The following is a 23,955-nucleotide window of genomic DNA, read 5'->3' as shown; positions in this document are numbered from 1 at the left end:
GGAAATGACCGTGCTGATCCTGACGAGTGAGCAGGATGTGACGGCCGACATGGCCGTCGTCGAATTGAACGCCAATGGAATCCCCGTCCTGCGGCTCGACCCCGCCGAACTGCCCGGCGGCGTCGGTGTGTCCGGCGAGTTCGCGCACGGCGCGTTCCACGGCCATCTCTCGGTCGGTGGCCGGGTCGTCAGCATGGGCGGTCTGCGCTCGATCTGGGTGCGCCGCCCAGGTGTGCCCGCCGCCCACGCGGAAGCCGCGTCGCCCTGGCTCACCGAGGAGTCATCGCAGTCCCTCTACGGGATGCTGCGGTGCACCGAGGCGCGCTGGATGAACCACCCCGACTCCGCCCGCCAGGCCCGCCACAAGCCGTGGCAGTTATGGCTGGCACGCGCCTGCGGCCTCCCGGTGCCTCCCACGCTGATCACCACATTCCCGCGCGCCGCCCGTGAGTTCGCCGTGCGCCACCCCGACCTGATCGTGAAGCCGGTCTCCGGCAAGCACCCCGACGACGCCGGGCTCGCCGTACCGACCACGCGCGTGCGCCCCGGCGAGGACTACCAGGACGTCGCGAACGGACCGACGCTGTTGCAGCGCCGGGTGCGCAGGGCCGCGGACATCCGCCTGACCTGCGTGGGCGACCGGCTGTTCGCGGCGCGCGCGGCGAGTTCGCCGGACGCCGACGACGCGCGGCACGGCGAGGAGGCGACCGTGGACGACGTACGCTTCGACGCCGCCGCGGGCCCCTGGCGCCCGATATCCGTGCCCCGGAGCGTCGCGGACGCGGTGCTGACCTATCTGACCCGCGCCCAACTCGCTTACGGGGCGTTCGACTTCGCCGAGGACGCCGACGGCATCTGGTGGTTCCTGGAGTGCAACCAGTCCGGCCAGTTCGGCTTCATCGAGATCGAGACGGGGCAGCCCATCGGCCGCGCCGTCGCCCAGTGGCTCGCGGGCGACCCCCTCGGGCCCGTGTCCGCGGACGGCGAGGACGGCGAACGCGCCCTCGGCGGCGCGGAGTGTGGCTGACACGACTCGCCGATGATCTTTACGGCCGGTGCACGGCGGGGTACGAGATGAGTGGCCGACCGCAGGACACCGTGCAGAGGGAGCCCCACCGTATGACCGACGCCATCGCAGTCACCAGGCAGGGAACCCTGCGCGGCCGCACCGAGGGCGGCATCGCCGCCTTCCTCGGAGTGCCGTACGCCGCCGACCCGTTCGGCCCGCGCCGCTTCGCCGCGCCCGCGCCCGCCGAGCCGTGGACCGGGGAGCGCGACGCCACGCGGTACGGGCCGACCGCGCCCAAGGCCCCGTACGCCCCGCCGTTCGACGCGCTCATCCCCGAGACCAGCCAGGACGGGCCCGACTGCCTCAACCTGAACATCTGGACCCGGGAGCCGGGCCCCGGCGCCGGCCTCCCCGTCATGGTGTGGCTGCACGGCGGGTCCTTCTCCAACGGTTCCGCGAACTCCTCCGGCTACCGCGGCGACGCCTTCGCGCGCGACGGCGTCGTCTTCGTCGGCGTCAACTACCGCCTCGGGGTGGACGGATTCCTGCACCTGCCGGGAGCGCCCGACAACCGCGGGCTGCTCGACATGATCGCCGCGCTGGAATGGGTGCGCGACAACATCGCGGCGTTCGGCGGGGACCCGGACCGGGTGACCGTGTTCGGGGAGTCGGCGGGCGGGGTGGCCATCGGCCGGCTGCTCGTCGAGCCGCGCGCCCGCGGCCTGTTCCGGCGCGCCATCCTGCAGAGCGGGGCCTGTCACCACTTCGTACGCCCCGACACCGCGCGCCGTATCGGGGAGCGGATGGCGGAGCGGCTCGGCGTGCCGCACACCGCGGAGGCGTTCGCGGCGGTGCCGCTGCCGGAACTGGTCGCGGCGCAGGGCGCGTTGTCGGACGAGTTCCGCCAGCGGCCCGACCCGGCGGTGTGGGGCGACGCGGCGCTGAACGGGATGGTCTTCGAGCCGGTCGCGGACGAGCGCACACTGCCGGGTCCCGACCTGGGCGTGGACATCCTCGTCGGCAGCAACCGCGAGGAGAACCGGCTCTACATGGTGCCGACCGGGCGCTTCGCCAGCATCAGCGAAGGGCGGGTGAAGCGCGGAGCCGAGGCCTTCGGCGCCGACCTCGCGGGGTACGAGGCGAGCCGGCCGGGCGCGAGTCCCGGCGAACTCCTCGACGCGATCGTCACCGACTGGTTCTGGCGGATCCCGGCCGTGCGGCTCGCCGAGTCCGTGCCGGGCTCGCACGTCTACGAGTTCGCCTGGCGGTCCCCGCAGTTCGGCGGCGAGCTCGGCGCCTGCCACGCCCTGGAGCTCGGCTTCGTCTTCGACCACGTCGACGACCCGGACTACGCGGCGCTCGCGGGCGAGGACGCCCCGGCGGACCTGGCCCGTGCGATGCACGGCGCGTGGGTCGCGTTCGCCGCGTCCGGGGACCCGGGCTGGGCCGCGTACGACCCGGCGGGGGAGAGGGCGACCATGGTGTTCGACGCGGGCGTCTGCCGCGTCGAGGCCGACCCGCGGGCGGCCGAGCGGGAGCTGTGGGAGGGCGTGCGCTGAGGGCTGGATTCATGCCCGGTATGGCGCGATAGTGTGCCCCGGTGACGACGCATTCGAACACCCCTGCAGGTTGGTACCCGGACCCCCAGGGAGTGCCCCAGACCCTGCGGTGGTGGGACGGCGCCCAGTGGACCGAGCACACGCACGCCGCGCAGACGCAGGCCCCGGCGCCGCAGCAGGCGCAGGCCGCCGGGGTGCAGCGGCAGGTGCAGCAGCAGGCGGGAGTCGCCGGGGCCGGGCAGGGCGGTGGCACGCTGTTCACCGAGCCGGTCCTCGTGGTGAACCAGAAGGCCAAGCTGATCGAGCTGACGAACGAGTACAGCGTCATGGATCAGCACGGCAACCAGCTGGGCTCCGTCGTCCAGGTCGGCCAGAGCGCCATGAAGAAGGCGCTGCGCTTCGTCGCCAGCGTCGACCAGTTCATGACGCACCGGCTGGAGATCCGTGACGCGTACGGGCAGCCGCAGATGGTGCTCACGCGGCCGGCCAAGTTCATCAAGTCACGGGTCGTCGTCGAACGCCCCGACGGCTCGCCGGTCGGTGAGATCGTCCAGCAGAACGCCATCGGGAAGATCAACTTCGCGATGAACGTGAACGGGCAGCAGGTCGGCGCGATAAAGGCGGAGAACTGGCGGGCCTGGAACTTCGCGATCGTCGACCACGCGGACAACGAGGTCGCCCGCATCACGAAGACGTGGGAGGGGCTCGCCAAGACGATGTTCACGACCGCGGACAACTATGTGCTGCAGATGCACTATCAGTTGCCGGAGCCGTTGTTGAGCCTTGTCGTGGCGACGGCTCTTACCGTGGATACGGCGTTGAAGCAGGACTCCCGCGGGTTTGGCTGAGCCTCTACGGGGTTGCGGTCACGGGGCTCTGCCCCGGACCCCGCGCCTCAAACGCCGGCGGGGCTTGACTGGTGTGCGTCAGCAGCATCACGCCGCCCGTTGCCAGGATCGCGCCCGCCGCGGCAAGGCCCCAGCCTGCCGCGCCGCCCTGTAGGCGCTCGCCCAGCAGCATCAGGCCGATGACCGACGCCGCCACCGGGTTCGTCAGTGTCACCATCGCGAGGGGTGCGCCGAGGCCGCCCCGGTAGGCCGTCTGCGAGAGCAGGAGGCCGCCCGCCGCGAAGGCCGCGACCAGGAGTGCCACCGCGATCACCCGTACGTCGAGCAGCGGGCCCGTGCGGTCGGTGACCGCCACCGTCACGGTCTGCGTGAGCGCGGACGCGACGCCCGACGCGACCCCGGAGGCGGTGGCGTGCCGCAGGCCCGGCTTCGCGCCGCGACGCGAGAGCACGCCGATGAGCGCTGCCGTCACCGCGGCCACGCCGAGCGCCTCGGGCAGCGAGAGCGTGTCGTCGGGGGCGGGGCCCGACGCCGTCACGAGCAGCGCGCCCAGGCCCGCGAGCGTGAGGGCCGTGCCCCGCCACTCGCCGGCCGTGACGTGCCGCCCCGCGACCCGTGCCCCCAGCGGCACCGCCGCGACGAGGGTGAGCGCGCCGAGCGGCTGGACCAGGGTGAGCGGCCCGTACTTGAGCGCGGCGACGTGCAGCAGCGCGGCAGCGGCGTTGAGCCCGACCGACCACCACCAGGCCCCCGTCCCGAGCAGCCGCAGCACACCCGCCCCGGACGTGGCGGCGAGCCGTTCCTGGGCGACGGCAGCGGCGGCGTAGGCGACGGCGGAGACGAGGGAGAGTGCGACGGCGAGAAGTGTGGCGGTCATCGTGCCGCTCCGCGCGTGGCGGTCAGCTCGACCGGTATGTGTGTCGGCGTCGACGCGGCGAGCACATCGGCGGCCGTGAGTGCGTCGGGCGGCGTACGGAACGTGGCCGGAGCCGGCGTCCACGGTGTCGGCGTGCGCCGGGAGTCGATGATGTGCGGCGCGGTCGCGGTCGTGGGGGCAGGCACCGGGAACAGGTGACGCCAGAAGCCGGTCGCGTCGATGGTGCGCGGCAGCCGGATCACCGCGAGCGCGGCGCCGAGCAGCAGTGTCGCCACGATCGTGTCGAGCCAGTAGTGGTTGGCGGTGCCCACGATCACGAGCAGCGTGAACAGCGGGTGCAGCAGCCACAGCAGGCGCCACCGGGAACGCGTCGCCGCGACCAGGCCGATCGCGACCATCAGGGCCCAGCCGAAGTGCAGCGAGGGCATCGCGGCGAACTGGTTGGCCATGGTGTCCGTCGCCGGCTTCGCGGCGTAGACCGAGGGGCCGTACACCTGCGCCGTGTCGACGAGGTGTGCGGCATGCAGCATCCGCGGCGGGGCCAGCGGGAACGACAGGTGCAGCACGAGCGCCGCCGCGGTGAGCGCCGCGAGCACGCGCCGCGTCCACAGGTAGTGGCGCGGGCGTCGCAGGTACAGGAAGACGAGCAGCGCGATCGTGGCCGGGAAGTGCACGGACGCGTAATAGGTGTTCGCGATGTGCACCAGGGTGTCGCTGCTCAGCAGCGCGCCTTGCACCGCGCCCTCGCCGGGCAGGTGCACGGCGCGCTCGAAGCTCCACACGCGGTCGGCGTTGTGGAAGGCCTCGGCGGTGTGGCCGTTGGCCAGCTGCCGCCCGAGCTTGTAGACGAGGAAAAGTCCCACGACCAGCAAGAGCTCGCGTATCAGGGGTGGCCGGACTGTGTGCCGCTCCGGGCCCCGTGTGTTCCCGTTCATCGATACGCCAGTGTACCGATACGTTGGCGTACCGGTACACTGGCGTATCGATAGGCCGGTGTGATCTCATCGACACTGCCGCCGACGAGGAGTGAGGGCCATGACGACGCGAGAGAAGGCCACCGAGGCCAGCGAGGCCGCACCCATCGCATCGCGCCGCTCGAAGATCAGCCCCGAGCGGGCCCAGGAGTTCCTCGACGTGGTCCTCGACCAGCTGCGCGAGCAGGGATACGGGGCCCTCACCATGGAGGGCGTCGCCGCGGAGGCCTGTTGCAGCAAGTCCACGCTGTACCGGCAGTGGAAGACGAAGCCGCAGCTCGTGGCCGCGGCGCTGCGGGCCGGACGCTGCACCAAGTTCTTCACGGGCGACACGGGTACGCTCGCCGGGGACCTCGTGACCGCCGCGCGCAACGCGGCGTCGCGGGCCAAGCCGGACACCGTGCTCGTGCAGGCCCTCGGGCACGCCGCCCTCCAGGACGACGAGCTGAAGGGCGCCCTGCGCGAGGCGCTGATCGAGCCGGAGCTCGCGTCGATCGACGCGATGGTGGAGCGGGCGGTGGCGCGCGGCGAGATCGCCGCGGACCATCCCGCGCTGCCCTACCTGGCCGCGCAGCTCTTCGGAGTCATGCGCAGCCGACCGATCCTGGAAGGGCGCGAGGCCGACGCGGACTATCTGGTCCGCTTCGTCGAGAGCGCGCTGGTTCCTGGACTGGGCCTGACCCTGGAGGGTCGGGCCACCTGAACGGGAGGCCGCCGGTCGCAGGGATGACCGACCGGCGGTCTGCCCGCGCCGCACCGTGGGGACGGGGGCGGCGCGCACCCCCGGCCGGGCGGGTTCCTCCTTGAGCGGAGGGGGACCCGCCCGGCCGCATGTGTGCTTAGGGCGCGGTGGCGCTCAGACATTCTTGCCCGTGTCGCCGTCGCCGGTGACCGCGGCCTTCTTGATGCCCTTGAGGATCTTGTCGATGGCCGTGGCGTCCGGGCCCTTCGCCTTGTCCGCCGCGGTGTGCGGGACGTCGATGCCGGCGCGCAGCACGACGAGCTTGGCGGGGTTGGCGGGCGAGGGGAAGGCGGCCGACTCCACCCACGCGTCGACGCCCGACTTCGTCTCGACGCTCCAGCGGACCCGGTAGCCCTTCTGCCCGGCGACCGTGACCGCCTTCGCGAACAGCTGCTCGTGCCCCGTGATCCCCTGGTAGGTCTTGCCGCCGTAGGACGACTTCGCGTTCTTGGCGATGTCCTCCTTCGCGGCGGCCTTCGCCGTCTTCGCGTCGAGCTTGAGGCGCTCCGCCGACGCGGTGGACGCGCCGCCCTTCACACAGACGTCGCCCTTCGAGTTGGGGCAGGCGTACGGGCCGACCGTGATGCCGGCGGCGCCCGCGCCGTCGGTGCCGGTCCAGTCCTTGATGACCGGGATCGCGACACCGTTGCCGACGTCGGTGGCGAAGCCCTTGTCGAGCGGCGCCCGCGGCGCCTCGGGGGCCGGGCTCTCGCCTTCGCCGCCGGGGGCGCCGGGGCCTTCGGGGTTCGTCTCCTTCGGTCCCTGCGACCGGGAGTCCGCCTTGTCGTTCCCGCCGTCGCCGCCCGATGTGAGCGCGTAGACACCGGTGCCGATCCCCGCGAGCACCACCACCGCGATCCCCGCGGCGATCGCGATGCGCCCTCGGCCGTGCGACTTCGGCGGCAACTGGCCGGGATGTCCCGGGTAGTTCGGGTAGGTGGCGATGGCGGTGGCGGGCCGGGTGCTGTCGGTCCAGCGGGCGCCGTCCCACCAGCGTTCGGTGCGCGGGCCGTTGGGTATCTGCCCCGGGTCGGGGTACCAGCCTGCGGGAGTCTGCGACGTCATGGACGGAACAGTATGAGGCCCGCCTGAAAAGGCGATGAGAGGGTCCGCCCATGCCGTCGGGATCGTTACCGGGGTCCCATCTCCGGCCAAATGTCACCGGCTGCCGCGACGCCCCACGAAGGCAGGGTCCCGCGGACTACTCTCGTGACCAGTACGTCGATCAACCCATGTGATCGGCTGCGACCGACGCGGGACGACAACGGGAGGCTGCGGGATGACCCAGGGACGGCACGCCGACGCCGCGCCCTCCGGCTCTCATCTGCGGGACAGCTCGCATCTGTGGGAGCGGGAGTCCGAACTGGACGTCGCGGCGCGCGCCCTCGACGAACTGCACGGCGACTCAGCGGCCTCGGGCAGCCTCATCGTCTACAAGGGAGAGGCGGGCATCGGCAAGACCGCCCTGCTCTCCCGCGTACGCGAGATGGCGGCGGGCCGAGCCACCGTGTGGTCGGCCCGGGGCGGCGAGACCGTCACGTCCGTCCCCTTCAACGTCGTACGCCAACTCCTGCAGCCCGCCCTCATGGCGCTCTCCGAGGACGAGGCCCGCGAATACTTCGGTGACTGGTACGACATCGCGGGCCCCGCCCTCGGCATCGCGGAGCCCACCGGGCGGCAGGCCGACCCGCAGGGCGTGCGCGACGGACTCGTGGCCGCCGCGTCCCGACTGGCCCGCCTGCACTGGCCGTTGGTGCTGCTCATCGACGACGCGCACTGGGCCGACGTGGAGACCCTGGAGTGGCTCGCCGCGTTCGCCGAGCGGCTCGACGACCTGCCGGTGATCGTCGTCGTGGCGCAGCGCGAGGCCGCGGACGAGCGCGCCGCCACCTGCCTGGACGCGGTGACCGCCGCCGCCCGCCCCGGCGTCTCCCAGCTGAGCGCCCTCACCCCCGACGCCACCGCGGGCCTGACCCGCGCCACGCTCGGCGCCCACGCCGACGACCCGTTCTGCCGCGAGGTGTGGGCCGTCACGGGCGGAAACCCGTACGAGACAGTCGAGTTGCTCGCCAAGGTCCAGGACAGTGAGCTCCAGCCCGACGAGAAGGCCGCCGTCGAACTGCGGTCGCTCAACCGGTCCGCCCGCGGTCGCGGCCTCGTCACCCGGCTCGAAGGGCTCGGCACCGACGCGACCCGGTTCGCCTGGGCCGCCGCCATCCTCGGCACCCGCATCGAACCGGGCCTCGCCGCGCTGCTCGCCGGCATGAACCCCGAGCAGGCAGGCCGCTGCGCCGAGCACCTGCGCACCGCCCGCATCCTGACCGACACCGTGTCCCCCGGAGCGGGGTACGGCGCCACCGACACCCTGGAGTTCGTCCACCCGCTGATCGCCTCCGCCGTGTACGACGCGATCCCTTCGGCCACCCGCACCGCCATGCACGGCCAGGCCGCATGGGCGGTCACCGCCTCCGGGCACGGCCCCGCCGCCGCCTCCCGGCACCTCCTCGAAGTGCACCCGGACGACGACCCCGAGCTCGTCGAGCAGCTGCGTGCCGCCGCCCGCGAGCACCTCGCCGTCGGTGCCCCCGCCGCCGCCCGCCGCTGCCTGGAGCGCGCCCTCCAGGAACCGCCGCTGCCCGAGACGCGGCCGCACGTGCTGTACGAGCTGGGCTGCGCCACGCTGCTCACCTCGCCGTCGACGACCGTCGCGCACCTGCGCTCCGCTCTCGACTCCGAGCCCGGGCTCTTCGGCGAGCACCGCGTCGACGCGGTGTGCCGTCTCGCCCAGGCACTCGTCCACACCAACCGGCTGGACGACGCGCTCGCCGCCATCGACACCGAGACCGCCCGGCTGGAGGAGGGGCACCAGCGGCTGCGCCTGCGGGCCACCCGTCTTTTCTGGGAGTGCATCTACGCCGGCGAGCACGATCCGCAGGACCGTTCCCGCAGCCTTGCCGAACTCGCCGGCCGGGTCACCGGGCGCGACAACCCCGAGCGCGTCCTGCTGATCCTGCGCGCCTTCGACATGATGAACCGCGGTGAGAACGCCGAGGAGGTCGCGGAACACTGCGACCGCTCCCTGGTCAACGGACGCCTCGCCCCTGGCCTCGGCTGGACCGACCCCGAGTGGGGCTTCGAGATCCTGATCGCGCTCGGCCTGTCGTACCTCTTCTCCGACCGCCTCGACCGCGCCGAGAGCCTGTTCGCGGAGAGCATGCGGGCCTACGAGACCGCCGGCTGGAGCGGCGGACACCTCTCCCTCGCGCACGCCTTCGTCGGATACGTCCACCGCAGGCGCGGCCGGCTCAACGACGCGGAAGCGTTCCTGCGGGAGGCGCTGCGGCTGGCCGACCGGGTGGGCCACGGACTGCCCATGCACTGGGACGCCGCCGCCATGCTCATCGACACGCTGCTCGCCCGCGGCAAGCCCGACGAAGCGCTCCGGGTCGCCGACCGCTACGGCTTCGCCGCGCCCTACCCGTCGATGATCCTGCTGCCCGACGCCCACTCGGTGCGCGGCCGTCTGCTGCTCGCCGTCGGCCGCACCGAAGAGGGCATCAACGAACTGGAGACCGGGGGCAAGGTCGCCCTGGCCCGCGGCGGGCACAACACCATCGTCGCGTCGTGGGCCGGCGACCTGGCCCTCGCCCTCGCCGACACCGACCCGCGGCGCGCCGCCGAACTCGCCGCCCAGGCCCGGGTCCAGGCCGAGCGCTTCGGCACGGACACCGCGATCGGTGAGGCGTTGCGGGTCGCTGCCGCGCTGGCCACGGGCCGGGAACAGCTCACCCTGTACGCGAAGGCCGTCACGTACCTCGAAGCGTCTCCCTGCGCGTACGAACACGCTCGGGCGAGAGTCGAGTACGGGATCGCCGCGCGGTCGCTGTCCGAACTCAACCGCGGCTTGCAGCTGGCCCGTTCGTGCGGGGCGGAGGCGCTGACGGCGCGGGCCCGCGAGGTGCTGGAGACGGGGCGCGGGCTGCGCTAGAGCCCGTACGGCTTCAGGATCCGGTCGAGTTCGGTGTCGAGGCGGTCCTGGACCTCGCGGTCGTACGTCTCCGCGTGCGCGAGCGTCGGCTGCTCGCCGTCGAAGAACCCGGCGGTTGCCTCACCGCCCAACTCGCCCACGGCCAGGGCCAGTACGCCGGCCGCGCCGTCCTCGACGGTGTTCAGCGGGCCGACCCCGGCCTCCCGGACCATCGCCGTGTCCATGTACGTCGCCGGGTGGATGACGTTGACGTGGATGCCCGTGCCGGACAGTTCGCGGGCGAGGGCGAAGGTGTGGGCGGCGAGGGCGAACTTGGCGCGGCAGTACGCCTCGGTGCCGCTGTAGTCGCTGGTGAACTCCAGGTCGTCGAAGTCGAGCGGGGCCTGGCCGAGGGAGCCGCAATTCACCACGCGGGAGGGCGAGTTGGTCTGGAGCGTGGGCAGCAGGGTGCGGGTGAGGGCGACCGGGGCGAGCAGGTCGACGGCGAACCGCAGCTCGTGCCCGTCGGCACTCAGCTCGCGGCCCGTGCCGGGAGCCCCGGTGCCGACGCCGGCGTTGTTGACGAGGACGTCGAGTTCCGGGTGGGCGGCGGCGACGCGGGCGCCGAGGTCACGGACCTGCGCCAGGGAGGCGAGGTCGGCGACGAACCCCTCGGCGCGCCCGCCTTCGCACAGCTCGCGGACCAACTCGTCCGTACGTTTCCGGTCCCGGCCGTGGGCGAGCACGGTGTGCCCGCTGCGGACGAGCTCGAAGGCGAGGTACCGGCCGAGGCCGGAGGTGGCACCGGTGATCAGGATGGTGGACATGCGTCCAGGCTAGGGGCCACGGAGTGCGGGTGGTGTGGCCCCCTGGACGTACGACTGTCGTGGTTACGTCAGACCAGGCCCTCCTCGGCGAGTACGCGCTGGGCGACGCCGAAGGCGGAGTTGGCGGCGGGTACGCCCACGTACACGGCGCACTGCTGCACCACCGCCCCGATCTCGTCCGGGGTGAGACCGTTGCGCAGGGCGGCGCGGACGTGCATGCCGAACTCGTCGAGGTGGCCGTGGGCGACCAGCGCGGTCATCGTGATCATGCTGCGCTCGCGGCGGCTCAGCGTCGGGTCGGTCCAGATCTCGCCCCACGCGTAGCGCGAGATGAAGTCCTGGAACCGGGCCGTGAACGGCGTCTGCCGAGCCTGCGCCCGGTCGACGTGCGTGTCCCCGAGCACCTCGCGGCGCACCTCCATACCGCGCTTCACGGACTGCCCGAGGTGGGTGCGCAGCAGCCCGACGACCGCCTCCGGCCGTTCGGCGGGGGCGAGGTGCGAGGCCCCGGCCAGCTCGGCCAGTTCGGCGTTCGGTACGGCGTCGGCGATCTCGCGCAGGTGGGCAGGGGGTGTGGCGGGGTCCTCGCGGCCGGCGATCAGGAGGGTGGGCACGGTGATGCCGGGGAGGCGGTCCCTCAGGTCGAACGCGGCGAGGGCGTCGCAGCAGGCGGCGTAGCCCGCGGGGTCGGCGTCCCGGTTGTCCTGCACGAGGCGTTCCACGCGGAAGCCGGGGGTGAACCAGCGGGAGGGCGCGGTTTCGGCGACGGGGCCGGTGCCCTCCTTGCGGACGAGAGCGGCCCGCTCCTCCCAGTTCTTGGCGCCGCCGAAGTGGGAGGAGGAGCAGATGACGGTGAGGCTGGTGAGGCGTTCCGGGTGGTGCGCGGCGAGGTGCAGGCCGACGGCGCCGCCGAGCGAGACGCCCGCGTAGGCGAACCGGTCGATGCCGAGGTCGTCGGCGAGCGCGAGGACGAGGTCGGCGAGGTCTCCGACGGTGGCGCCGGGTTCGATCAGGCCGGCGTCCGACCCGCCGTGACCGGGGAGGTCCCACCGTACGACGCGGTGGGCGCTGGACAGTTCGGGCGCGACGTCGTCCCACAGGGCGAGGCTCGTCCCGAGGGAGGGCCCGAGGACGAGCGGCGGCGCGGTGGGCGAGCCCTCTTCGTGGTGATGGAGACGGGGTGCGGTCATGGGTGGGCTCCCGGTGGGTCGTCGAGGGGCGACTTGAGCTGGCGGGGTGTCTGTCGTCGTCGGGTGTCGGTCGTACGTGGCTGGGCGCGCAGTTCCCCGCGCCCCTGAAGGGGCGCGGGGAACTGCGCAAGCGCAACCCCGGGTGGCGTGTCGTCGGGTCAAGTGGGGCGGATCCCACCCACCCCACCCCCACCCACGCGCCCGCAGGGATTTCGGGAAGGGGCGGGGTGGGGGAATGTCATTGGCGCGTCAGCGCCCGGTCCACCAGCGCGCCCGCCGCGCCGACGTATCGCGACGGATCGGTCAGGTCGGGAACGTTCACGTCGGCGTCCTTGATGGCCGGTTCCGCCGCGAGAACGTCCGCGAGGGAGACGCCCTCCTCCCGCGCCCGCCGCGACGCACCCGCCAGAAGTTCCTTCGCCGGGCCGCGCCCGAGCACCCCGGCCAGCTCCGCCGAGAGCCGCTCCGAGACGATCGCCCCGCCGGTCGTCGACAGGTGCGCGCGCATCACGTCCGCCCGGACCGTCAGGCCGTCGACCAGTTCAGCGGTGTCCCGGGCCGCGCCGCCCACCGTCCGCAACAGCTCCCGCAGCGTGGTCCATTCGGCGTGCCACGCGCCCGCGGGGCGTTCGTCCTCCGCGGGCAGCGAGGCGTACAGCGTCGCGGCGAGCGCGGGGGTGCGGCGGGCCGCGGCGGCGATGAGGGTGGAGCGGACCGGGTTCGCCTTGTGCGGCATCGCGGAGGAACCGCCGCCCGCGCCCTCGGCCAGCTCGCCGATCTCCGTACGGGAGAGGACCAGCACATCCGCCGCGATCTTGCCGAGCGCACCCGCCGTGAAGGCCAGCGCCCCCGCCAGATCCGCCACCGGGGTACGCAGCACGTGCCACGGCAACTCGGGCTCCGTCAACCCCAGTTCACGCGCGTACGCCGCCACCAGGGCGACCGGGTCGTCCGACCCGTACGCCCCGAACGCCGCCAACGTGCCCGCCGCACCGCCCAGTTGAACCGGCAGCGCCGCGCGCACGCCCCGCAGGCGGTCCCGCGCGTCGAGCACCAGCGAACGCCAGCCGGCGGCCTTGAGGCCGAACGTCGTCGGCACGGCGTGCTGGGTGAGCGTACGGCCGGGCATCACCGTGTCACGGTGGGCGGCGGCGATCCGCGCCAACACGCCTTCCGTACCCACGAGTTCATCCAGGATCGCGTCCAGCGAACGCGCCGCCACCAGCATCAGCGCCGAGTCCAGGATGTCCTGGCTCGTCGCGCCCCGGTGCACGTAGGGGGCATGCTCGGCGGGCACCGCGGACGTGAGGTCCGCGACCAGCGGGATGACCGGGTTGCCGCCTCCGCGCGAGCGGCGCGCGAGGTCCCGCACGTCGAAGCGCTCGGAGTCGGCCACCGCGGTGACGGCGTCACCGGCGGCGGTGGGCGCGAGGCCGAGCGAGGACTGCGCCCGTGTGAGGCCCGCCTCCGCGTCCAACAGCGCCTGTAGGAAGGCCTCTTCGGACGTGGTGCGCTCGGTGGGCGCGCCCTCGCTGCCGGGGTCGAACAACGTCACGTGAACTCCAGGAAGACCGTCTCGCCCTCGCCCTGAAGGCGGATGTCGAAACGGTACGTGCCATCGGCCTGCGGCTGTGCGATCAGCGTGTCGCGGCGCTCGGGGTCGACCTGCGCCAGCACCGGGTCGGACGGCAGGGCCTCGTCACCGGCGAAGTAGATCCGCGTGTAGAGGTGGTGGAGCAGGCCGCGGGAGAAGATCACCACGGCGAGGTACGGCGCCGAGTCGCCCCGCGCGCCGGGGCGCAGCGTGCGTACGGCCCAGTGACCGTTGGCGTCCGTCTCGATGCGGCCCCAGCCGGTGAACTCCACGCCGTTGCGGCCCAGGTAGCCGCCGGTGAACGGCTGGCGGCGCATCGAGCCGTCGACGGTGGAGGCGTTGCCCTCGGGGTCAGCGCCCCAGACCTCGACGAACGCGTCGGGGACGGGGTCGCCGTTGCCGTCGTACACGTAGCCGTGCACGGCGACCGTGGCCGGGTGGCCGACCGGGGCGATGTCACCGCCGCCCTCGAAGGGCAGCGCGTAGCCGTACCAGGGGCCGACCGTGTGCGAAGGGGTGGGCAGCACGGACTCGGGATTATTGATGTCGATCTTCGTCATGGCTGGTCAGCGACCTTCTTCCATCCAGGTGGCGTTCGGGCCGTCGAGGACGATGTCCCACTGGTAGCCCATCGAGAACTCCGGAACCGACTTCTCGTGCACGTACGTGGCGATCAGCCGCCGGCGCGCCGCGTCGTCGGTCACCGACTGGAGGATCGGGTCGTACGGGAACAGCGGGTCGTTCGGGAAGTACATCTGCGTCACCAGGCGCTGGGTGAACGCCGAGCCGAAGACGGAGAAGTGGATGTGCGCGGGGCGCCAGGCGTTGGTGTGCTGGGCCCACGGGTACGGGCCCGGCTGGACGGTCGTGAACTTGTACCAGCCGTCGCCGTCGGTGAGCGTCCGGCCGACACCCGTGAAGTTCGGGTCGAGCGGCGCGTCGTGCACCTCGATCTTGTGCGCGTAGCGTCCTGCCGAGTTGGCCTGCCACAGCTCGATCAGCTGACCGCGCAGCGGCCGCCCCTCGCGGTCGACGAGCCGGCCCTCGACGGTGATGCGCTCGCCGATGGGCTTGCCCGGGTGCTGGATCGTCAGATCGTTGTCGATCCTCGTGATGTCGCGCTCGCCGAACGCGGGAGCGGTCAGCTCGATCAGCTCCGGGTCCTTGGCGACGTCGATGTTGATCGGCGGCTGCTTGGGGTGCCGGAAGGTGGAGGAACGGTATGGGGCGTAGTCGCGCCGCGGGTGGTGCTCGACCGGCGCGCCCTCGGCTAGACCCTTGTAGTAGGCCTCGCGATGGGCGGCGATCTCCGCGTCGATGTCGTGCTGGGTGAGAGCCATGGGGGGCCGGACCTTCCTAACGTTCCAGGACGAGGGCGAGGCCCTGGCCCACGCCGATGCAGAGCGTGGCGACGCCGACGCCGGAGCCCTTGCGGGCGAGCTGGTGGGCGACCGTCCCGGCGAGCCGGGCGCCGGAAGCGCCGAGCGGGTGGCCCAGCGCGATGGCGCCGCCCTGCGGGTTGAGGACCGCCGGGTCGAACTCGGGCCATTCGGCGACGCAGCCGAGCACCTGCGCGGCGAACGCCTCGTTCAGCTCCAGTGTCGACAGGTCGGCGAATCCCTTGCCCGCCTTGGCGAGCGCCCGGTTCGTCGCCTCGACGGGCGCGAGCCCGAAGTAGTGCGGGTCGATCGCGGAGAGACCGGTGGCGGAGATCCGGGCGAGCGGCTCGCGACCGGTGGCCTTCAGGCCCTCCTCGTCGACGAGGAGCAGCGCCGCGGCGCCGTCGTTCAGCGGCGAGGCGTTGCCCGCCGTGACCGTGCCACCGTCCTTGCGGAAGGACGGCTTGAGCTTCGCCATCGCTTCGAGGGTGGTGGTCGCGCGGACCGATTCGTCGGCGTCGACGACCGTCGGGTCGCCCTTGCGCTGCGGGATGGTGACGGAAGCGAGTTCGGCGTCGAACAGGCCGTTCTTCTGTGCCTCGGCGGCCTTCTGGTGGCTGGCGAGCGCGAACTCGTCCTGCTGCTCGCGCGTGATGTGGTGCTTGTCGGCGATGAGTTCGGCCGACTCACCGAGCGGGACCGTCCACTGCGGCTCCATCTTCGGGTTGACCATGCGCCAGCCCAGCGTGGTGGAGAACAGTTCGGTGCTCGCGGCCGGGAACGGCTTGTCGTTCTTCGGCAGCACGTAGGGCGCGCGCGTCATCGACTCGACGCCACCGGCGACGGCGATGGACGCGTCGCCGATCGCGATGGCGCGGGCCGCCTGGATCACGGCCTCAAGACCGGAGGCGCACAGCCGGTTCACGGTCACGCCCGGGACGGACGTGGGCAGCCCGGCGAGCAGCCCCGCCATGCGGGCCACGTTGCGGTTCTCCTCGCCCGCGCCGTTGGCGTTGCCGAAGTACACGTCCTCGATCCTGGACGGGTCCAACTGCGGTGTACGGGCGACCAGTTCACGGATCGCGTGCGCGGCGAGGTCGTCCGGGCGGACGGCCGCGAGGGCGCCGTTGTAGCGGCCGATGGGGCTGCGTACGGCATCGACGATGTAGACGTCCTTGACGCGGTTCACTGCACTGCTCACTTGGCGGCCTCCGGGACGCGTACCTTCGCCGCGGTCTTCTCGACGACTTCGTCGGCGGTGACGCCCGGCGCCAACTCGACCAGTTCCAGGCCGCTTTCGGTCACGTCGAGGACGGCGAGGTCGGTGATGATGCGGTCGACGCAGCCCTTGCCGGTGAGCGGCAGCGAGCACTCCTCGACGATCTTCGGGGAGCCGTCCTTCGCGGTGTGCGTCATGGTGACCAGGACGGTACGGGCGCCGTGGACGAGGTCCATGGCGCCGCCGATGCCGGTGATCATCTTGCCGGGCACGGCCCAGTTGGCCAGGTCGCCGCCCGCCGACACCTGCATGGCGCCGAGCACGGCGACGTCGATGTGGCCGCCGCGGATCATCCCGAAGGAGAGCGCGGAGTCGAAGAACGAGGCACCCGGCAGGACGGTGACCGTCTCCTTGCCCGCGTTGATCAGGTCGGGGTCGACCGCGTCGTCGGTGGGGTACGGGCCGGTGCCCAGGATCCCGTTCTCGGACTCCAGGATCACCTCGACGTCACCGCCGAGGTAGTTGGGGATCAGCGTCGGCAGGCCGATGCCGAGGTTCACGTACTGTCCGTCGCGCAGCTCGCGGGCGGCGCGGGCGGCCATCTCTTCTCGTGTCCAGGCCATGGCTAGTTGCTCGCCTCCGAAACGGTCCGCTTCTCGATGCCCTTGTCGGCGGACTGCTCCGGCGTCAGGGCGATGACGCGCTGCACGAAGATGCCCGGCAGATGTACGGCGTCCGGCTCGATCTCGCCCGGCTCCACCAGTTCCTCCACCTCGGCGATCGTGATCTTTCCGGCCTGCGCGGCGAGGGGGTTGAAGTTCTGCGTGGACTTGTTGAAGACGAGGTTGCCGTGCCGGTCGCCCTTGGCGGCGCGGACGAGCGCGAAGTCCGTGCGGATGCCGCGCTCAAGGACGTACTCGACGCCGTCGAACTCCCGCACCTCCTTGGGCGGCGAGGCGAGGGCGACCCCGCCGTTGCCGTCGTAGCGCCAGGGCAGGCCGCCGTCGGCGACCTGGGTGCCGACGCCGGCCGGGGTGTAGAAGGCGGGGATGCCCGCGCCGCCCGAGCGCAGCCGCTCGGCGAGCGTGCCCTGCGGGATCATCTCGACCTCGATCTCGCCGGCCAGGTACTGGCGCCCGAACTCCTTGTTCCCGCCGATGTACGAGCCCGTGACGCGGGTGATCCGCCCGGCGCTCAGCAGGACGGCGAGGCCGGAGTCCATGGCGCCGCAGTTGTTCGACACCACCGACAGGTTCCCTGTGCCCTGCTCGTACAGCGCCTTGATCAACACGTTCGGCACGCCGCTCAAGCCGAACCCGCCGACCGCGAGGGACGAACCGTCCCCTACGTCGGCGACGGCCTGTGCGGCCGTGGCGACAACCTTGTCCATCCCTGCCGGCCCTCTTCTCCGCGAAGTGCTCACGAGTAAACATGAAGTGCTCAGCGCACTGAGCATTTTCTGGATGTCGCTCACGTTGCCACTGGGTGTGTGAACCGTCAAGAGTTCCCAGGGAAATGCGCGAATGGACTCGACAAGCGGCTGCGGCTTGCCGGATCCTTGCTCAGTGCACGGCCGTGTTCAGCGGCGTACTGACTGCAGACGGAGGACCGCCATGGCCGCGGTGGATCTGACCACCCATCCCGGGCATCTCGCCCGGCGGCTCCAGCAGGCGCACTATCTGCTGTGGAACACGATGGTCTCCGAGGAGATCACGTCGCCGCAGTTCGCGGTCCTCAACGCGCTGGTGGCCGAGCCGGGCCTGGATCAGCGCACCGTGGGGGAGCGGGTCGGCCTCGACCGGTCCACCATCGCGGAGGTGGTCACCCGGCTCACGCGGCGCGAACTGGTCGACAAGGTCCGTGACCCGCAGGACGGCCGTCGCTGGTTGCTCCGTCTTACGCCCGGGGGGTTGCGCACGCACAAGAAGCTGGCCGTGCGGACGGCCCGGATGAACCAGATCTTCCTGGCGCCGCTCGATGCGGCCGAGCGGGGGGTGTTCTTCGACCTGATCCAGCGGGTGTGCGACGAGGCGGAGGGCCTTCGGTATCCGGGTGAGGTGGAGGTGGCGGGGGCCTGAGCTTCCTGTTGCGCCCACCCGGCGTTGCGGCCTCGGGGCTCCGCCCCGGACCCCGCGCCTCAATCGCCGGCGGGGCTTGATTGTGCGGGCTTTGTCGCCGACGGGTCGAGATTTCAAGCCCGCTGCCTCGATCATCGGCGGGGATGGGTATTGCTATTTCAAGCCCCTGCGGCGATTGAGCAGCGGGGTCCGGGGCGGAGCCCCGAGGCCGTGACCACGGCTGGGCGCTAGCGTTCGGTCAGGATGACCCACACGGGGCCCGGGGTGAACGGAACGCTGAAGGTCGTACCGTCCGTGGGGGTAGGGCGGCGCCACGTCGCATCGTAGGCCCGGCCACCCCGGAGGACGCGCGCCCGGCCACCCCCGACCGTCCGCGACAGCGGCGACGTGTTGCCCGAGCGGTCGTGGAAGCGGGACGGTTCAACGTCGACGTACTGGACGACGACCGTCGGGGCGCCGAGCCGCTTTCCGGTCGCCGTCGTCGCGGCGCGTCCGTCCATGGACACCAGCCAACGGCCTTGCTCCGCCGACCAGTTGAAGGTGAACCTGGCCGCGGGGAACCGCACCGTGTGCTCCGTCTCCGCCCGACCCCCCTTGGGCGCCCGCTCGGCGAACTCGAACCCGGCCGCCGTCCCCGCGTGCACCCCTGCCGCGGGATCACCCAGCTTCGCGGGCCGCAGATACAGGTTGTGCGGCGCGGGCCTGTCCGAGCCCCGGAAGAACGCGGCGCCACCCTCGCCCGGCGGCACCGCCCGCAGCGGCGCCGCGTCGATCGAGGGCCGCAGCGCGCTCTGCGCCCCCGAGTACGCCAGCGTCGGCCGGTCGAACTGGCGCAGCAGCTCAAGATCGGTCTCACGGGCGCTGCGCACCGGCCCGACCACAGCGGGCAGCCGCGAGCCGAACACCGCCATCAGCCGGCTGAGTCCGGCCTCGACCTGCTCCACGTACACGAGGTCGGCCTCGTCGAGCCCGGTCTGCGGCCGCGCCGCCCCCACGTTGTCGATCTTCACGGCGAGCAGCGGCGCACGCGCCGACTCCGAACTCCCGTCCCCGGGTAGCCGACTCGCCGTACACGCCGAGGCGAACATCCCGAGAGCCCCGACCACGACCGCACGCCTGCGCATCTCGTCCACGCCTCATGGATACCCACGGGCTCACCCGGCTCACTCCGGGGGAGCGTGTCCGGCCGCGAGATCGTTCCGACCGGGGGAAGGGAGGGACGCGCTGGTGCGGCCATGGGCACCAGACCGGAGTGCCGGCCGGTACGGCGCCCCCGCCCGGTCCCCCCACGCAGCGCCCCCGTCACACGCTCAGCGCAGCACATCCGCCAGGTCGAACCGCACCGGCTCCTCCAACTGCGCGTACGTACAGCTCTGCGGTGTGCGGTCCGGGCGCCAGCGGCGGAAGCGGGCCGTGTGGCGGAAGCGGGCGCCGTTCTCCATGTGCTCGTAGGCCACCTCGGCCACCAGGTCGGGGCGCAGCGGGATCCAGGAGAGGTCCTTCTTGCCGGTCCAGCGGCTGGTGGCGCCCGGCATCCGCCTGCCCTCGTGCGCCGCCTCGTCGGTCCACGCCGCCCACGGGTGGCCGTCGGCGGGGTCCATGCGCAGCGGGTCCAGCTCGGCGATCAGCTCGGTGCGGCGCTTCATCGTGAACGCCGCGCAGACCCCGACGTGCTGCAGAGCGCCCGCGTCGTCGTACAGACCGAGGAGGAGGGAGCCGACGACCGGGCCGCTCTTGTGGAAGCGGTAGCCGGCGACCACGCAGTCCGCGGTCCGCTCGTGCTTGATCTTGAGCATGACGCGTTCGTCCTGCCGGTAGCGCAGGGTGAGCGGCTTGGCGACGACGCCGTCGAGGCCCGCGCCCTCGTACTGCTCGAACCAGGTCTGGGCGAGTTCCGCGTCGGTGGTGGCGGGCGCCAGGTGCAGCGGGGCCGAGGCGTTCGCGAGGGCCTGTTCCAGGAGCGGTCTGCGGTCGGACAGCGGCAGCTCGACCGTGGACTCGGAGCCGAGCGCCAGGACGTCGAAGGCCACGAACGACGCCGGGGTGCGCTCGGCCAGGGTCTTCACCCGGGAGGCCGCCGGGTGGATCCGCTCGGTGAGCGCGTCGAAGTCGAGCCGCCCGTCCCGCGCGATCACGATCTCCCCGTCGAGCACGCAACGCTCCGGGAGCCGCTCGGCGAGCGCCGCGACCAGCTCGGGAAAGTACCTGGTCAGAGACTTGGTGGTCCGACTCGTGAGCTCGATCTCCGGCCCGTCGCGGAACACGATCGCCCGGAAGCCGTCCCACTTCGCCTCGTAGTGCAGCCCGGCGGGGATCTTGGCTGCGGACTTGGCGAGCATCGGCTTGACCGGCGGCATCACGGGGAGATCCATGCCCCGATTCTGTCTTCTACGGTGATGTATCGCCCGGTATGCGCGTTACGTCCTTTCGGCCTAGCGTGAGCGCATGGGCGGCAAGGGCGCGGCAGTGCAACTGGAAGCGGGCGGTCGGACGGTGCGTCTGTCCAGCCCCGACAAGGTGTTCTTCCCCGACGGCGGGAAGGTGACGTACACCAAGCTCGACCTCGCGAACTACTTCCTCGCGGTCGGCGACGGCATCCTGCGCGCCCTGCGCGACCGGCCCACCACCCTGGAGCGCTACCCCGAGGGCGTGACCGGCGAGTCCTTCTACCAGAAGCGAGCGCCGAAGAACCTGCCCGACTGGATCCCGACGGCCACGATCACCTTCCCCTCGGGGCGGACGGCCGACGAGATGTGCCCCACGGAGATCGCCGCGGTGATCTGGGCCGCCCAGTACGGCACCCTCACCTTCCACCCCTGGCCGGTGCGCCGCTCCGACCCCGACCACCCCGACGAACTGCGCATCGACCTCGACCCGCAGCCCGGCACCGACTACGCGGACGCGGTGCACGCCGCCCGCGAACTGCGCTCCGTGCTCCACGACTTCGGCGGTCTGCGCGGCTGGCCCAAGACCTCCGGCGGACGCGGACTGCACGTCTTCGTGCCCATCGAGCCGCGCTGGACGTTCACCGAGGTGCGCCGCGCCGCGATCGCCTGCGGCCGCGAACTGGAGCGCCGCATGCCGGAGTTCGTCACCACGGCGTGGTGGAAGGAGGAGCGGGGCGAGCGCATCTTCGTCGACTACAACCAGACGGCCCGCGACCGCACCATCGCCTCCGCCTACTCGGTACGCGCCCGCCCGCACGCCCCCGTCTCCGCCCCGCTCTCCTGGGACGAGGTGGGCGACGCGCTGCCCCGCGACTTCGACATCGTCACCATGCCGAAGCGGTACGCCGAACTCGGCGACGTACACGCCGACATGGACAAGGAGAGGTTCTCCCTCGACGCCCTCCTGGAGCTGGCCGACCGCGACGCGAAGGACCGCGGCCTCGGCGACCTGCCGTACCCGCCGGAGTACCCGAAGATGCCGGGCGAGCCCAAGCGGGTGCAGCCGAGCCGGGCCAGACACGAGGACTGACCCGGCTGGGCTCACTGAATTACAGGGTGACTCAGAGCTCCTTCACGCGGATGTCCCGGTACGAGATGACGTCCGTCGTGCCGTGCACCTGGAGTCCGACGTACCCCTCGGAGTAGCGCCGGCCGTCCGTGCCCGGGTCGTCGCCCCGCGGGGGTTCGAAGACCTGGCCGCCGGTGTTGTCGAACTCGTTGATCAGCACACCGTTGCGGTAGATCGAGAAGTGCTGGTCCACCACCTTGATCTCGTAGTCGTTCCACGTGCCCTTCTGGGTGACGCCCGCGCCCGCGAGGCCGACCCGGTCGAAGCCGTAGACCGAACCGGTCTTGTACATGTCCCCATCGGGCTTGTCGAGCACCTGGATCTCGTGCCCGTACTTGATGGCGACCCACTCCGGACGTGACTCCTCCGGGTTGTCGTGGACCTGCGGGAACCGCACGAACACACCGCCGTTGGCGTTGCCCGTGCCCGGCGCGTCGTCACGCCACTGGAGCTTCAGCGAGTAGTCGCCGTACTTGCGCTGCGGGAACCACAGCATGCCCATGCCGTCGACGGTCGTGCTGCTGGTGATCGAGCCGTCGGCATTGAGCGCGAACTTGCCGCCGCCGACCTGCTCCCACTTCGCGAACTGCTCCTGCGTGCCGTCCAGGATCTTCTTGTAGCCGTCGGTCTGGCCCGGCGTGCCGATCGGGGACTGCCGCGCCGCCTTGTTGATCGTGTTGTACTCGCGCTGGACGACGACGCCCTCCTTGAGGAGCTTGTCGGTGACCGTCTTCACGTGTTTCACGAACAGCGCGTGCGACGTCCACTCCTTCTCGTCCTCGATCAACTCACCGATACGGCATCGGTTGTTGGTGACCCGGTTCGGGATACCGGTGTCCGTCGTACCGACGAAGACGGTGGAACGCTCGTCCAGCTCCGGGCAGTTGGGAGCGGGAACTCCGCCGCCCGAGGCCACCGCGAACACGAACGTCTGCGCCGCGGCGGCGTTGCCCGCCTTGTCGCTCGCCCGGTACGCCACGGAGTGGGCGCCCACCCGGTCCACCACCACGGGGGCGGTGTACGCGAGATAGGGCCCGCCGTCGAGCGAGTACTCGACCTTGTCGACGCCCGACATGTCATCGGTCGCCGTCACCGTCAGCTTCGCGTTGTTGATGTACGCGCCGTCGGAGTTCTTGTCCCCGCCGACCGCCAGCGACACCGTCGGAGGTGTCTTGTCCTGGACGGGCGGCGCCACGACCTTGAAGTCGACGGACTTCTCGGCGGCGGCGTTGCCCGCCTTGTCCGCGGCCCGGTAGCGCACCGTGTACGTGCCCGGGTCGTGGACCATCACCGGGGCGGTGTACGGCTGCCAGGCGCCGTCCGAACCGACCGCGTACTCGATGGTGTTGACCCCGGAGCCGGTGTCCGACGCGGTGACCGTCACCGTGGCCATGCCGACGTACGCGCCGGTGTCGTCCTTGTCGCCGGTCACCGTCGCAGAGGTCTCCGGTGGCGTCTTGTCGTCCGTCGGTGGCGCGACCACCGTGAAGTCGAGCGACTTCTCGGCGGCGGCGTTGCCCGCCTTGTCGGTCGCCTTGTACTTCACGGTGTGCGCGCCGACCTGGTCGACGACCACCGGCGCCGTGTACGGCGTGTACGCGCCGCCGTCCAGGGCGTACTCGATCCTGTCGACGCCCGAACCCGCGTCGGTCGCGGTGACCGAGACGGACGCGGACCCGACGAACGCGCCGTCGGCGTTGGTCTGCCCCTCGGCCTTCGCCGAGGTCTCCGGCGCGGTCGTGTCGTCACCGCCGCCACCGTCCGTCACCACTAGGGTCCCCGCCATGCTGGCGTGGCCGGGGATCGTGCAGTGGTAGCGGTACGTGCCGGGGGAGAGGGTGACCTCGGCCGTGTGCTTGCCGCCCTGGTCGTCGTTCGGATTGGCCAGGATGTTCAGCGGCACATCGTTGTTGTACTCGGGATCCGACACGTCGAAGGTCAACGTGTGCGGCATCCCCGTGGTGTTTCCGGTCGCCGCGCTGTTCTCGAAGACGATCGTCGCCTTGCCTGCGACCGCCGTCTGCGGCGCCGACGTGTACTTCGTGATGTCGTCGCCGGCCGTCCAGGTCAGCACCTGCTCCGCGGCGGGCTCCGTCTGGCTGTACGCCGGCATGGTGCCGCTCAGGCCGAGGCACATCAGCAGGGCCGCGAGCAGCGCGGTCAGCATTCTCCGTCT

At 71.9% G+C, this 23,955-nt stretch carries 21 protein-coding genes; 7 read left to right on the top strand and 14 right to left on the bottom strand.

Annotated features, from left to right (window positions below; genetic code table 11):
- Positions 1 to 4 precede the first annotated feature (4 nt).
- The 3 genes from tgmB (at position 5) to ACFYWS_RS29180 (ending at position 3,416) form a co-directional block, all read left to right on the top strand.
- Entirely contained in the window at positions 5 to 1,027 is a 1,023-nt protein-coding gene (gene tgmB, locus ACFYWS_RS29190) for an ATP-grasp ribosomal peptide maturase (RefSeq protein WP_389281353.1), read from the top strand.
- 92 nt (positions 1,028 to 1,119) lie between these two features.
- On the top strand, positions 1,120 to 2,568 hold the full coding sequence (locus ACFYWS_RS29185) for a carboxylesterase/lipase family protein (protein ID WP_389281352.1): 1,449 nt from the start codon (positions 1,120 to 1,122) through the stop codon (positions 2,566 to 2,568).
- 41 nt (positions 2,569 to 2,609) lie between these two features.
- Positions 2,610 to 3,416, top strand: coding sequence for a phospholipid scramblase-related protein (locus tag ACFYWS_RS29180; RefSeq protein WP_389281350.1), 807 nt, complete (start codon positions 2,610 to 2,612; stop codon positions 3,414 to 3,416).
- Between the two features lie 4 nt (positions 3,417 to 3,420).
- On the opposite strand, the gene ACFYWS_RS29175 is transcribed toward ACFYWS_RS29180, so the two are convergent.
- Together ACFYWS_RS29175 and ACFYWS_RS29170 are read right to left on the bottom strand one after the other, a co-directional pair.
- A complete protein-coding gene (locus ACFYWS_RS29175; protein ID WP_389281349.1) occupies positions 3,421 to 4,293 on the bottom strand; it encodes a DMT family transporter in 873 nt (290 codons plus the stop codon).
- The gene (locus tag ACFYWS_RS29170; RefSeq protein WP_389281348.1) at positions 4,290 to 5,228 is read right to left on the bottom strand and encodes a phosphatase PAP2 family protein; all 939 of its coding nucleotides are present in this window, start codon (positions 5,226 to 5,228) and stop codon (positions 4,290 to 4,292) included. The genes ACFYWS_RS29175 and ACFYWS_RS29170 overlap by 4 nt, the downstream gene beginning before the upstream one ends.
- Before the next feature lie 100 nt (positions 5,229 to 5,328).
- On the opposite strand from ACFYWS_RS29170, the gene ACFYWS_RS29165 reads away from it, so the two are divergent.
- A complete protein-coding gene (locus ACFYWS_RS29165; protein ID WP_389281347.1) occupies positions 5,329 to 5,970 on the top strand; it encodes a TetR/AcrR family transcriptional regulator in 642 nt (213 codons plus the stop codon).
- A 153-nt stretch (positions 5,971 to 6,123) separates the two neighbouring features.
- Here the strand turns inward: ACFYWS_RS29165 and ACFYWS_RS29160 are convergent, their stop codons facing one another.
- Positions 6,124 to 7,074 carry a DUF2510 domain-containing protein gene (locus ACFYWS_RS29160; protein WP_389281345.1) on the bottom strand — a complete coding sequence of 317 codons (951 nt, stop codon included), beginning with the start codon at positions 7,072 to 7,074 and terminating at the stop codon, positions 6,124 to 6,126.
- Between the two features lie 214 nt (positions 7,075 to 7,288).
- On the opposite strand from ACFYWS_RS29160, the gene ACFYWS_RS29155 reads away from it, so the two are divergent.
- Entirely contained in the window at positions 7,289 to 9,997 is a 2,709-nt protein-coding gene (locus ACFYWS_RS29155; protein WP_389281344.1) for an ATP-binding protein, read from the top strand.
- On the opposite strand, the gene ACFYWS_RS29150 is transcribed toward ACFYWS_RS29155, so the two are convergent.
- The 8 genes from ACFYWS_RS29150 to ACFYWS_RS29115 form a co-directional block, all read right to left on the bottom strand.
- The gene (locus ACFYWS_RS29150) at positions 9,994 to 10,803 is read right to left on the bottom strand and encodes an SDR family NAD(P)-dependent oxidoreductase (protein ID WP_389281343.1); all 810 of its coding nucleotides are present in this window, start codon (positions 10,801 to 10,803) and stop codon (positions 9,994 to 9,996) included. The genes ACFYWS_RS29155 and ACFYWS_RS29150 overlap by 4 nt on opposite strands.
- A 68-nt stretch (positions 10,804 to 10,871) precedes the next feature.
- On the bottom strand, positions 10,872 to 11,993 hold the full coding sequence (pcaD, locus tag ACFYWS_RS29145) for a 3-oxoadipate enol-lactonase (protein WP_389281341.1): 1,122 nt from the start codon (positions 11,991 to 11,993) through the stop codon (positions 10,872 to 10,874).
- A 238-nt stretch (positions 11,994 to 12,231) separates the two neighbouring features.
- Positions 12,232 to 13,548: a 3-carboxy-cis,cis-muconate cycloisomerase gene (pcaB, locus tag ACFYWS_RS29140; RefSeq protein ID WP_389281339.1), complete on the bottom strand. Its 1,317-nt coding sequence runs from the start codon at positions 13,546 to 13,548 to the stop codon at positions 12,232 to 12,234.
- Positions 13,545 to 14,147 (bottom strand): protocatechuate 3,4-dioxygenase subunit alpha, encoded by a 603-nt coding sequence (pcaG, locus tag ACFYWS_RS29135; protein WP_389281338.1) that lies wholly within the window; start codon positions 14,145 to 14,147, stop codon positions 13,545 to 13,547. The genes pcaB and pcaG overlap by 4 nt, the downstream gene beginning before the upstream one ends.
- Before the next feature lie 6 nt (positions 14,148 to 14,153).
- Positions 14,154 to 14,927, bottom strand: a complete 774-nt coding sequence (pcaH, locus tag ACFYWS_RS29130) for a protocatechuate 3,4-dioxygenase subunit beta (protein WP_389281337.1) — start codon at positions 14,925 to 14,927, stop codon at positions 14,154 to 14,156.
- A gap of 16 nt (positions 14,928 to 14,943) precedes the next feature.
- The gene (locus ACFYWS_RS29125) at positions 14,944 to 16,155 is read right to left on the bottom strand and encodes a thiolase family protein (RefSeq protein ID WP_389281571.1); all 1,212 of its coding nucleotides are present in this window, start codon (positions 16,153 to 16,155) and stop codon (positions 14,944 to 14,946) included.
- Positions 16,156 to 16,163: 8 nt separating this feature from the next.
- Entirely contained in the window at positions 16,164 to 16,808 is a 645-nt protein-coding gene (locus ACFYWS_RS29120) for a CoA transferase subunit B (protein ID WP_389281335.1), read from the bottom strand.
- 2 nt (positions 16,809 to 16,810) lie between these two features.
- Positions 16,811 to 17,575, bottom strand: a complete 765-nt coding sequence (locus ACFYWS_RS29115) for a CoA transferase subunit A (protein ID WP_389281333.1) — start codon at positions 17,573 to 17,575, stop codon at positions 16,811 to 16,813.
- Positions 17,576 to 17,798: 223 nt separating this feature from the next.
- Here ACFYWS_RS29115 and ACFYWS_RS29110 point away from each other — a divergent pair, with 223 nt between their 5' ends.
- Positions 17,799 to 18,263 carry a MarR family winged helix-turn-helix transcriptional regulator gene (locus ACFYWS_RS29110; protein ID WP_389281332.1) on the top strand — a complete coding sequence of 155 codons (465 nt, stop codon included), beginning with the start codon at positions 17,799 to 17,801 and terminating at the stop codon, positions 18,261 to 18,263.
- A 227-nt stretch (positions 18,264 to 18,490) separates the two neighbouring features.
- Here the strand turns inward: ACFYWS_RS29110 and ACFYWS_RS29105 are convergent, their stop codons facing one another.
- The gene (locus tag ACFYWS_RS29105) at positions 18,491 to 19,387 is read right to left on the bottom strand and encodes a DUF3048 domain-containing protein (RefSeq protein WP_389281569.1); all 897 of its coding nucleotides are present in this window, start codon (positions 19,385 to 19,387) and stop codon (positions 18,491 to 18,493) included.
- A gap of 186 nt (positions 19,388 to 19,573) precedes the next feature.
- Entirely contained in the window at positions 19,574 to 20,635 is a 1,062-nt protein-coding gene (locus ACFYWS_RS29100) for an ATP-dependent DNA ligase (RefSeq protein WP_389281330.1), read from the bottom strand.
- Between the two features lie 73 nt (positions 20,636 to 20,708).
- Here ACFYWS_RS29100 and ligD point away from each other — a divergent pair, with 73 nt between their 5' ends.
- Positions 20,709 to 21,740: a non-homologous end-joining DNA ligase gene (gene ligD / locus ACFYWS_RS29095; protein WP_389281328.1), complete on the top strand. Its 1,032-nt coding sequence runs from the start codon at positions 20,709 to 20,711 to the stop codon at positions 21,738 to 21,740.
- A gap of 31 nt (positions 21,741 to 21,771) precedes the next feature.
- Here the strand turns inward: ligD and ACFYWS_RS29090 are convergent, their stop codons facing one another.
- Positions 21,772 to 23,946 (bottom strand): OmpL47-type beta-barrel domain-containing protein, encoded by a 2,175-nt coding sequence (locus tag ACFYWS_RS29090; RefSeq protein ID WP_389281567.1) that lies wholly within the window; start codon positions 23,944 to 23,946, stop codon positions 21,772 to 21,774.
- Between the last annotated feature and the right edge of the window lie 9 nt (positions 23,947 to 23,955).

The organism is Streptomyces sp. NPDC002795, assembly GCF_042888725.1.
Lineage (GTDB): Bacteria > Actinomycetota > Actinomycetes > Streptomycetales > Streptomycetaceae > Streptomyces.
This window is presented reverse-complemented; position numbering and strand designations above follow the sequence as displayed.

Coding starts and splice junctions, on each gene's coding strand:
- tgmB (WP_389281353.1), top strand. CDS start 5: ATGACCGTGCTGATCCTGACGAGTGAGCAGGATGTGACGGCCGACATG.
- ACFYWS_RS29185 (WP_389281352.1), top strand. CDS start 1,120: ATGACCGACGCCATCGCAGTCACCAGGCAGGGAACCCTGCGCGGCCGC.
- ACFYWS_RS29175 (WP_389281349.1), bottom strand. CDS start 4,293: ATGACCGCCACACTTCTCGCCGTCGCACTCTCCCTCGTCTCCGCCGTC.
- ACFYWS_RS29170 (WP_389281348.1), bottom strand. CDS start 5,228: ATGAACGGGAACACACGGGGCCCGGAGCGGCACACAGTCCGGCCACCC.
- ACFYWS_RS29165 (WP_389281347.1), top strand. CDS start 5,329: ATGACGACGCGAGAGAAGGCCACCGAGGCCAGCGAGGCCGCACCCATC.
- ACFYWS_RS29160 (WP_389281345.1), bottom strand. CDS start 7,074: ATGACGTCGCAGACTCCCGCAGGCTGGTACCCCGACCCGGGGCAGATA.
- ACFYWS_RS29155 (WP_389281344.1), top strand. CDS start 7,289: ATGACCCAGGGACGGCACGCCGACGCCGCGCCCTCCGGCTCTCATCTG.
- ACFYWS_RS29150 (WP_389281343.1), bottom strand. CDS start 10,803: ATGTCCACCATCCTGATCACCGGTGCCACCTCCGGCCTCGGCCGGTAC.
- pcaD (WP_389281341.1), bottom strand. CDS start 11,993: ATGACCGCACCCCGTCTCCATCACCACGAAGAGGGCTCGCCCACCGCG.
- pcaG (WP_389281338.1), bottom strand. CDS start 14,147: ATGACGAAGATCGACATCAATAATCCCGAGTCCGTGCTGCCCACCCCT.
- pcaH (WP_389281337.1), bottom strand. CDS start 14,927: ATGGCTCTCACCCAGCACGACATCGACGCGGAGATCGCCGCCCATCGC.
- ACFYWS_RS29120 (WP_389281335.1), bottom strand. CDS start 16,808: ATGGCCTGGACACGAGAAGAGATGGCCGCCCGCGCCGCCCGCGAGCTG.
- ACFYWS_RS29115 (WP_389281333.1), bottom strand. CDS start 17,575: ATGGACAAGGTTGTCGCCACGGCCGCACAGGCCGTCGCCGACGTAGGG.
- ACFYWS_RS29110 (WP_389281332.1), top strand. CDS start 17,799: ATGGCCGCGGTGGATCTGACCACCCATCCCGGGCATCTCGCCCGGCGG.
- ACFYWS_RS29105 (WP_389281569.1), bottom strand. CDS start 19,387: ATGCGCAGGCGTGCGGTCGTGGTCGGGGCTCTCGGGATGTTCGCCTCG.
- ACFYWS_RS29100 (WP_389281330.1), bottom strand. CDS start 20,635: ATGGATCTCCCCGTGATGCCGCCGGTCAAGCCGATGCTCGCCAAGTCC.
- ligD (WP_389281328.1), top strand. CDS start 20,709: ATGGGCGGCAAGGGCGCGGCAGTGCAACTGGAAGCGGGCGGTCGGACG.
- ACFYWS_RS29090 (WP_389281567.1), bottom strand. CDS start 23,946: ATGCTGACCGCGCTGCTCGCGGCCCTGCTGATGTGCCTCGGCCTGAGC.